Consider the following 10,225-nt stretch of genomic DNA (forward strand, 5'->3'; position numbering starts at 1 on the left):
GATATTTATGAGGGTTAAATGTCCTAAATCAAATTTGCTAATCATCATTTTCTAATATGCGTCATTTTGCGATAAAACCCTTTTTTGATAAAGATATTCACGATGGTTAAATGTCCTAAAACGAATTTGTTAATCATCATCTTTTCTAATATGCGCCCTTTTGCGATAGGACTGCAGGAACGGTCTTTAATAATATTTTCAAATCCTGATAAAAAGACCAGTTCCGGACATATTCTGTGTCTAATTTAACCCGATATTCATAACTGGTATCAGTGCGTCCAGATATTTGCCAAAGTCCAGTAACACCAGGGAGAACCCGAAATAACTCTAAGGAATATTCTTGATAATAAGGGATTTCGGCTTCAACAATTGGTCGCGGACCAACTAAACTCATATCACCTTTAAGCACATTGATAAATTGAGGCAATTCGTCAATACTAAACGGCCGGATATACTTGCCAATGCGGGTAATTCTCGGGTCATTCTTTAATTTGAAGGTTTTAGCGAATTCTTCCCGTAATTTCTCATCTGAGGCTAAAATTGATTGTAAACGCTGGTCCGCATCTTGAAACATTGTGCGAAATTTTAGCAAATAGAACGGCTTCATATGTTTACCTAATCGACGATGTCGATAAAATATTGGACCAGGACTATCAATTTTTATACAAAAGATTAGTAATAAAAATAACGGCGAGGCTAAAAACAAAAATACCAATGAAAAGATAACATCAACTAATCGCTTAATCCGATAATTAATTCCATATCCCGGATAACGACTTAGAATTTTTATATGAGTGCCGGCAAGATAGTTGCGAAGATGATATGATTTTATCAAGATAAAATAAGCAAAATATTTATCTGCCCAATGCATTGCCGAGAAATTTTTAGTTGAATTGGTCATATCTAATAGAAATACGCTACTACTAAAAATTCGGCCACAATTATCGCTGTGCGTTTTCAACCAGTTATTAAAATCATTTTGAGCAACGCGTCCTTGAGCATTATAACCCCACCACCTGATGATGTTTTCGCTATTGTTTTTGTTGCTCACTAAAATGACTGGTATCGGAAAAAGCCTTCTTAAAATAAATCCTAAAATTGGCGCAACTAAATTTAAATAGACCCACAATCCTAACCAGAACATTATATTAAATTGAGGAACCTGATGATAGATAAGAGCAATAATGGAAAAACCTATTATCGAACTTAAAATTATCCCTTGGGTGCGTAAATTAAAGCCAAAATTACTACAGATAATTGGGTCAAATTCACCAAACAGATAACCAAAAATCGCAATTAACAGCCAAAGGATTGGCACGGGAAAGAAGTAATTGTCCGTAGGAAAGATTTTTGAAATTATAATAATTGCCCATAGTAATAAGAGTAGTTCGGCACCAATCCGCCAGAAACTATTGTTTGGCTTCATAATATAATAATATTACTTAAAAATAAATTACACATTATCGCTTTATGCGTCTTGTTAAAAGTCTATTTAAAAAATAAGGATAGTCAAGTAAAAAACACCAAAGAGACTAAATGAGTGGATGAATTCGGACTCAAGGCTTCGGTTTTAAGATTAAAACAACTATTTTCCCGAAAGGTAGGGTATAATATTGGGGGTAAATTTATACTTGATATGCTAAAAGCTTGATATTGACTTTTTCTAATTTTCCGATAGTCTATCAAAGTTAAGAATTGATTAGATTAGAGAAGTTTACAAGATGAAAGAGTCTCAGCAGATAAAGAAATCAAGCCAAAGTAAAAGTCAGCACTCAAGACTTGCGAGGAAAACCTTATTAGGCTACACTGAAAATCATGCTGTATCCGGTATCAAAACTCCATTGCCAGCAATTGAAACTTGGCCCAATCAATTCAGGAATTATACGATTACGATTGAAATTCCCGAATTTACTTCGGTCTGTCCTAAAACTAACCTTCCGGATTTTGGTAAGATTACTATCATTTATCAACCAGATAAACTTTGTTGTGAACTTAAATCTCTTAAGTATTATATCTTAGGTTATCGTAATTTGGGAATATTTTACGAGAATGCCGTGAATCGCATCTTGAAAGATTTTGTTGCCAAGGTGAAGCCGAAATGGGTCAAAGTGCGGGGTGAATTTAATGTGCGTGGAGGAATGAAAAGTATTATTGAAGTTCAGTATCCAACTGAAAAAGCCAATCGACCGGAAAATCCTAATTGCTCATAGGTGTTCGCCTGAGGGGCTTCACAATCCTTTGATAGTAAAAAAGAATGGTCATTCTGAAACCAAGGGTTGTAGCATTCCTAATGATGAGGAATATTGAATGTAGCATGCTGACAAATCAGCAGTCAGGATTTTCGCGCTTGAAGTTTTTCTGCTCGCCCGTGCTTTCCCTAAGCAATACTTAGGATGTCAGAAAGCGAGTGCTCTCATTCTAAAGAATGAATTACGATTGCATTCGTGATTTTTCAGAGGTCTTTGTATTGAGATTTCTAAAAAAGTCAAGTTTTACCGCTTAATTTACTTCACATACCGCACATTACTCTTATTTTGCTGTGTTATTCAGTTAATTCCGTGACATTTTTTTCAGACGACACCAAAAGCAATTGCTGAATATTCTCAGTCTTTACAAGTTCCGTGGCACTTTTGCTGTGAATTTGTATTGAGGCTTCTGGAAAAGCGCTACTGAAGACATTTGGCGTGCGCATCCGCATCGAAAAAACAGAAAAATATTTAGCGGTTTCAATATATCTATTTGACAATTTCGGTGCGCTCTGTATTTAGAACTTGACAAATTATTAAATTACCTCTAAAATTTATTGCTATCGAAAAATAAAGGTTTTTGCGACAAATATTTAACTCATTATCGATATCATCACATAAAATCTCAGTGTTGATATTTCTGCGGATTTTGATTATGGCACTTTTTGAGCAATCTAAAAGAGTAAACTTAAAAATTTGTTTTAATTTTTTAGCCCGGTATATAATACCAATAGCCCGGTATATAATACCATTAGGCCGGTATATAATACCAATAGGCCGGTATATAATACCAATAAAAATTTATGTAAAATAGGAGGACACTATGATTGATAGACCGAATGAGACAAAATCTCAGCAACCGAAACTAACTTTCGCTGTGCGCACTGGAGTAATAATTGCAGTCGCGGTAATTGCAGCATTTATTATTGGTCTCTTTTTAGCCGGAACGCTTGATTTCGGTCAGCGTAATAATGTCCAAGCACAAAATCCGATTTCAGGCGCAGAAAGTAAAATGCCCCTGATAACTCCAGAAGGCACGAGTCCTTTTGTTCAAGTTGCCGAAGCGGTCATCCCTGCAGTGGTGAATATTTCAGCAGAAAAAACCGTTAAGATTCGAACCCCAGACTTTCAATGGCCATTTGAAGATTTCTTTAAAGACTTTTTCAAAGATTTCGGTATGCCGGAATCGAAACCGCGCGAATATAAGACCCAAACTTTAGGTTCCGGGGTGATAATTAATTCTGAGGGCTATATTCTCACAAATAACCATGTTGTGGCTGGTTTTGACAATATTATTGTGAAACTTGCGGATAAGACCGAATTTAAAGGTAAGAAAGTCAAGATAATTGGTCGTGACCCGAAAACGGATATCGCGGTGCTTAAAATTGAAGGCAACGGTAAATTACCATATGCCAAGTTAGGTAATTCGGATAATATCCGAGTCGGCGATTGGGCAATTGCCATTGGTAATCCGTTTGGTTTGGATGGCACGGTCACAGTCGGTGTGATTAGTGCTAAAGGTAGAAGTAATATTCCGTTACCTGAAGGACCAACTTATCAAGACTTTATCCAAACCGATGCTTCAATTAACCCGGGAAATTCAGGTGGTCCTTTGGTGAATATTAAAGGTGAGGTTATCGGTATTAATACGGCGATTCGCTCGCCAGTAGGTGCTAATGTTGGTATTGGATTTGCGACGCCAATTAATCTGGCAAAAGAGATTGCGGACCAACTCATTGCTAAAGGTAAAATTGTTCGAGGTTATTTAGGGGTTCGACCGCAAGAAATTACCCAAGAAATCAAAGAAGCAATGGGACTGAAAAGCACTGAAGGCGTTTTAATCGGCGAAGTGGTGGAAAAGACGGCTGCGGACAAGGCTGGCTTAAAAGAAGGTGATGTCATCGTTAAATTCGATGGTAAAAAAGTAACTAATGTCGAACAATTCCGCCGAATGGTTGCGGAAACTAAACCAGGTAAAGAAGTTGAGATTGAGGTAATTCGGGATGGTAAATCGATAACCTTGACCGCAAAATTACAAGAAATGCCTGACGAAATTTCAGGCACACCTCAAGAAACTCCGGAAGCAGAGGAGACTGAAGTTAAATCCTGGCTCGGTATGAAAGTGAGAATGCCAACCGAAACCGAAAAAGAGAATGCAAAAGTTAAAAGTGGTGTTGTGGTTGATGAGGTGGAAGGAGGAAGCATTGCTGACCAAGCTGGCATTAGAGAAGGTGATATAATTCTGAAAATAGATAGATACGAGATTGCGAATACTAAAGACTTTTCCCAAGCCGTGCGAAAACTTAGAGATAGTAAAAAGCCAATTCTTTTCCGATTAAAAAGAGGAACGGTTTCGGTCTTTATTGCGGTGACTCCAGAATGAAGTAAATGTCAATTACTGAGATAAAAACACCAAAATTTTTGCTTACATAACTTGAAACTATTCTTAATCTCGACACTATTCATCGCATCAGGGCTTAGCCAGCCGAATATCTATCTCTTGAAATTTTCCGGTCCAATTGGGCCGGTCAGCGCTGATTATATTATTGACGGCATTAATGAGGGTGAAGATAAAGGTGCGATAGCAGTGATAATAAAACTGGATACACCAGGCGGACTTGATGAATCGATGCGGGAGATTGTTCAGCGATTTTTTCAAGCCCAACTACCGATTATCGTTTATGTTGCGCCGGCTGGAGCCCGCGCCGCATCTGCCGGGGTCTTTATCACGATGTCCGCGGATGTCGCGGTAATGGCTGATGGCACTAATATTGGTGCAGCCCACCCGGTCTCGGTCGGCGGTGGCGAAGTTGCATCAGAAATGAAAGAAAAGATTACGAATGATGCGGTAAGTTATCTGGTGGCAATCGCAGAAAAGAGAAACCGCAATAAAAGATGGGCTGAAGAAGCGGTCCGAAAGTCAAGTTCTCTTAGCGCACGGGAAGCATTAAAATTAGGCGTAATTGATTTTATTGCTAATTCCGACCAAGAGTTAATTACAAAATTAGATTCAGTATTTTCGGCCAGAGGTGTTCGCCATCAGATGCCAGTTACTTCCGCCCGGATAATTAATTATAATCTAAGTCCCTGGCAAAGATTTCTGCTTTTCTTGACAAATCCGAGTGTTGCTTATATTCTTTTAATGCTGGGCGTTTATGGACTATTTTTTGAATTGCAATCTCCGGGCACAATCTTTCCAGGAGCAATTGGCGCACTCTGTTTAATCTTGGCATTCTATTCATTCCGCTTATTACCCACTAATTATGCCGGCTTAGCCCTTATTGGGATTGCAATCTTATTTTTTATTTTGGAGGTGTATATTACATCATATGGACTATTATCCCTCGGTGGAATTGTTTCTTTAATTGTCGGGTCGTTATTGCTCTTTCAATCATCAGCACCCTATTTTCGTTTGAGTCTTTCCTTGATAATTGCCGTAGTCGTTTTGACTTTAATATTTTTTGGTTTTATTATCGGTTTTGCCATCAGGGCGCATAAGAAGAAGGTTACTACAGGCAAAGAAGGTTTGGTAGATGAAATCGGAAGCGCAACTACGGATTTGAACTTAGAAGGCACGGTCAAGGTGCGGGGCGAGTTGTGGAATGCCGAATCAATTGATGGCAAGATTAACCAAGGAGAAAAAGTCAAAATCGTAAAGGTTGATGGCATGACCTTGAAAGTTAAAAGACTCGCTGAAGACCCAATACCGCAAAATCGCGAAAAACAAACCGCGAACAGTCAGTTCGATTCGAATCGGCACGGAAAATAAAGAAATCTCAAATGTAAAAGGACACAGATAATGATTCTGTTAGATGGCAAGAGGGTTGCTTCAGAAATTAGAACGGCACTTAAAGATGAGATTATAAGATTAAAACAAAAGAATATTGTGCCCTGCTTAGGTGTAATCTTGGTTGGTGAATTTCCACCGTCAGTAATTTATGTGAGAAATAAAGAGTCTGCCTGTCAAGAAGTCGGCATCAACACGAAAACCTTAAGATTGGATGAAAAAGTTTCAGAATCTGAACTGTTATCAATAATTGCCGAATGGAATCAAAATCAATCAATTAACGGTATTTTAGTGCAACTACCTTTACCCAATCATATTGATACCCAAAAAGTCTTAGATGCGATTAAACCAGAAAAAGATGTCGACGGTCTCTGTTCTTATAATTTAGCCAGTTTAATTGCGAATCGTGAACCTTATTTTTATCCTTGCACGCCGTTAGGAATTATCACCTTACTTCGAAAATATAACATACCAATTGAAGGCAGACATTGTGTGATTATTGGTCGCGGGGAGTTAGTTGGTAAGCCTTTGGCAAATATGCTTTTGCAAAAATCTTGTAATGCAACGGTGACAGTTTGTCATACCAAAACATCTGACATTATAAATTTTACCCGGCAGGCAGAAATTTTAGTTGTCGCAATTGGTAGACCGCAGTTTGTTAAAAGAGAGATGGTGAAAGAAGGTGCGGTCGTAATAGATGTAGGTGTTAATCGGATTCAAATACAAAGTGTCGAAGGCAAAAAGCCGAACGCAAACAGCAAAATCGTCGGCGATGTCGCTTTTGATGAGGTTAAAGAGATTGTCTCAGCAATCACACCGGTTCCGGGTGGTGTTGGTCCAATGACCGTAGCAATGCTTTTAGTTAATACGGTTTCGGCAAGCAAAAGGCAGATGCAGACTGGATAGGAGAAATCTGAAATGCAAAAGACAGAATTTACGCTGACCGCAGCCAAAAGGCAAATGCGAACAGGATAGAGAAATCTGCAATGCCAAAAATAGGTTTGAACCAGACGGACCCGAAATTTAGCCGTTTCGGCCGGGCAAGCCCGATTCGGGCAAGCGAAGGGCGAAGGGCGAATCGCGATAAGCAGGTAGGGCTATCTTTATTTGACTACTATCAAAAGATAATTGACGATGAATTGAAATCAATTTTTAAGCATAATCTGCCAAAAAAGCAATTACCCAAAGTTCTTTATGATGCAATGTATTATTCGGTCTTTTCGGGTGGAAAGAGAATTCGACCAATACTCTGTTGTTTGACCTATTTGACACTGGCAGAAAATCAAAAATCAAAAACCAAAAACCAAAAACTAAAAACTAAAATATTAGAGACAATTTTGCCGTTTGCTTGTGGTGTGGAGTTACTTCATACTTTTTCTTTAATTCAAGATGATTTGCCGAGTATGGATAATGATGACTTTCGCCGAGGTAAACCAAGTTTACATAAAGTTTTTGGTGAAGCAATTGCGATTTTAGCATCAGATGCCCTCTTTGCTTTAGCCTTTGAGTTATTTGCGAAAGCATTAGTTGCTGATAAAACTAAAGTCTCAGCGATTACGGAATTATCTCGGGTTTGTGGTGTCCAAGGATTAGTTGCCGGACAAGTTGAGGATATTTTGACGCAGACCCAAGAAAAGTCCTTAAAAGAGCAAGAAAAAATTAACCGATTAAAAACTGCCGAACTGTTTGCTGGCGCGATGAAAATTGGTGCAATTGTTGCCCAAGCATCAGTGAAAGATATTGACATTGTTGAGCATACCGGAAGACAATTGGGATTATTATTTCAAACTGTGGATGACCTTCAGGATGAAGTTCCAAGTTCCAAGTGCAAAAGTTATAAGTTAATAGCAGAAAAGTATGCGACCGCAGTAAAAAAACATGTTTGTCAATTAATTGCAAACACACAAATCGCACCAGACCGATTTCACTGGCTCTTTGATTTTACGGACTGGCTATTGAGTTCTGTAAATCAAAAAATAAAGACTAAAAGTTAAACATTAAAATGGAAAATGCAATATTTATTTTGGTGTCTGGTCTTAATTTTGGGTCTTTGTATTTAATTTTTAATTTAAGATGATGAATATCACGCCTCAGATAATTCGCACTTATAATTTATCGCAACTAACGCAACTCTGCCAAAAGATTCGAGAAAAGATTATTCATACCACTTTAATCCGCGGAGGACATCTTGCTCCAAGTCTGGGAGTTGTGGAATTGACCGTTGCCCTGCATTATGTTTTTGATACACCCAATGATAAAATTATCTGGGATGTTGGTCATCAAGCGTATGCCCATAAACTTTGCACGGGTCGTTGGGAACAATTTGACTCTTTGAGAACTTTTGGTGGCATTGCCGGGTTTCCCCGAACTTCAGAAAGTGAGTATGATGTTTTCAATTCCGGACATTCGGGCAATTCCATCTCAGTGGCATTAGGGCTTGCTACTGCTAATCGATTACAAGGAAAAAAGCAAAAAGTGCTTGCAGTGATTGGTGATGGCTCAATTGTTACTGGAATGGCATTTGAAGCCTTGAATAATGCTGGTGCCAGCAAAGAAGACCTTATTGTCGTTTTGAATGATAATGAATTTTCCATTGGTCGGACTACCGGTGCAATGGCAAAATATCTTAATCGCATAATTACCGGTAGAATCTATAATCGACTCAAAGCCGATACTTGGAATTTACTTGGGCTCTTACCTAAAGGACTTAGTGGCAAAGCCCGAATTGCGGCACGCAAACTTGAAGGCGGATTGAAAAACCTAATTGCACCGTCAATTATTTTTGAAGAGTTAGGGTTTCGTTATCTCGGTCCATTTGATGGTCATAACTTACCATTATTGATTGAGCATTTTCAAAAAATAAAGTTAATGAAAGGTCCACTCTTAGTGCATATTATAACTAAAAAAGGTAAAGGCTATGAGCCTGCGGAAAAAGAGCCGGAAAAATATCACGGCATTGCACCACAAAGCATCGTAAATACTGAAGAGCGAAGAACGAAAAACGACAGGTCGGAAACAGCCGAAAAAAAGGCAGGCGCAATGGGCATAACAAGTAGCGAGGTTTTTGGTAAGACACTTTGTCGCTTGGCAAAAGATAACAAAAAGATAATCGCAATCTCTGCGGGCATGTGCTTGGGCACAGGTCTTAGTGAATTCAAGAAGACTTTTCCTGACCGATTCTTTGATGTCGGCATTAGTGAGCAACATGCCGTAACCTTTGCCAGTGGTTTAGCCCTTGCCGGCTTAAGACCTGTGGTCGCAATCTATTCGACCTTTCTGTGTCGTGCTTATGACCAGATTATCCAAGACATCTGCTTACAAAATTTACCGGTAATATTTGCTATTGACCGGGCCGGACTTGTCGGTGAAGATGGTGAGACCCATCACGGAATGTTTGATTTGTCATATTTACGAACAATTCCGAATCTGGTGGTAATGGCGCCATCAGACACTACGGAACTTAGTTTAATGCTGGAGTTTGCCTTAAATCAGAATTTGCCTATTGCTATCCGATATCCCAAGAATTCTGTAGGTCAAAAGATATTGCCTAATAATAGAACTCCGATGGAACTCGGTAGAGCCGAAATTATCTATATGCAAAAAGCAAAGAACGAAAAGCGGTCGCCGGATTGGGAATTGCGGCATGCGAAATGCGAAATACAAAGAGAGCCGGGACAAATTGCCATTTTTGCCATTGGTTCAATGGTAGTCAATGCTTATCAGGCAATTCAGATGTTAGATAACGAAAACCCTCAACTCGTCAGTAAAAGCAATATTGTTTTAGTCAATATGCGATTTGTTAAACCCTTAGACCAAGAACTTATTTGGAAACTATGTCAGGAAAGCGATGCGATTATTACTGTGGAAGAGAATACACTTAACGGTGGATTTGGTTCAGCAGTATTAGAACTGATAGCTGCCAAGCCAATCTCAGCAAACGAAAAGCAGAAGTTATGCTTTATGTGTGGTCTGCCAGAAAAGATTACAGATACCCGATTGCAAAATGAAGATAAGGACAATACAGCAGACCAAACCGCAGAAACCAGAAAAGAGAAGTTATGCTTTATGTTCGGTCTGCCAGATAAATTCATCACTCACGGCACGCGCGAAGAACTACTTGACTTATACGGACTCTCTATAGTAAAATTAAAAGAAAAATTCAAAGCGATAATTGAACAGATTAGTGTCTGAT

Annotated in this window: 8 protein-coding genes; 6 read left to right on the forward strand and 2 right to left on the reverse strand. The window is 38.8% G+C overall.

Annotated features, from left to right (window positions below):
* Positions 1–145: 145 nt before the first annotated feature.
* Positions 146–1,426 (reverse strand): sugar transferase, encoded by a 1,281-nt coding sequence (locus tag N2201_03140; GenBank protein ID MCX7785210.1) that lies wholly within the window; start codon positions 1,424–1,426, stop codon positions 146–148.
* A 295-nt stretch (positions 1,427–1,721) separates the two neighbouring features.
* Between N2201_03140 and queF the strand changes: the two genes are divergently transcribed.
* The gene (queF, locus tag N2201_03145) at positions 1,722–2,210 is read left to right on the forward strand and encodes a preQ(1) synthase (GenBank protein MCX7785211.1); all 489 of its coding nucleotides are present in this window, start codon (positions 1,722–1,724) and stop codon (positions 2,208–2,210) included.
* A gap of 332 nt (positions 2,211–2,542) precedes the next feature.
* Here the strand turns inward: queF and N2201_03150 are convergent, their stop codons facing one another.
* Positions 2,543–2,746, reverse strand: a complete 204-nt coding sequence (locus tag N2201_03150) for a hypothetical protein (GenBank protein MCX7785212.1) — start codon at positions 2,744–2,746, stop codon at positions 2,543–2,545.
* A gap of 323 nt (positions 2,747–3,069) precedes the next feature.
* Between N2201_03150 and N2201_03155 the strand changes: the two genes are divergently transcribed.
* The 5 genes from N2201_03155 to dxs all read left to right on the forward strand — a co-directional run bounded on the left by N2201_03155 (position 3,070) and on the right by dxs (position 10,224).
* Positions 3,070–4,629, forward strand: coding sequence for a DegQ family serine endoprotease (locus N2201_03155; GenBank protein MCX7785213.1), 1,560 nt, complete (start codon positions 3,070–3,072; stop codon positions 4,627–4,629).
* 51 nt (positions 4,630–4,680) lie between these two features.
* Positions 4,681–6,015, forward strand: coding sequence for a nodulation protein NfeD (locus N2201_03160; protein MCX7785214.1), 1,335 nt, complete (start codon positions 4,681–4,683; stop codon positions 6,013–6,015).
* 27 nt (positions 6,016–6,042) lie between these two features.
* Positions 6,043–6,939, forward strand: coding sequence for a bifunctional methylenetetrahydrofolate dehydrogenase/methenyltetrahydrofolate cyclohydrolase FolD (gene folD, locus N2201_03165; protein MCX7785215.1), 897 nt, complete (start codon positions 6,043–6,045; stop codon positions 6,937–6,939).
* 80 nt (positions 6,940–7,019) lie between these two features.
* Positions 7,020–8,027, forward strand: coding sequence for a polyprenyl synthetase family protein (locus tag N2201_03170; GenBank protein MCX7785216.1), 1,008 nt, complete (start codon positions 7,020–7,022; stop codon positions 8,025–8,027).
* Positions 8,028–8,106: 79 nt separating this feature from the next.
* Entirely contained in the window at positions 8,107–10,224 is a 2,118-nt protein-coding gene (gene dxs / locus N2201_03175) for a 1-deoxy-D-xylulose-5-phosphate synthase (protein MCX7785217.1), read from the forward strand.
* Position 10,225: the final 1 nt, after the last annotated feature.

Source organism: candidate division WOR-3 bacterium, assembly GCA_026418155.1.
Classification (GTDB): Bacteria; Hydrothermota; Tepidihabitantia; order Tepidihabitantales; family CAIPLT01; genus JAOABV01.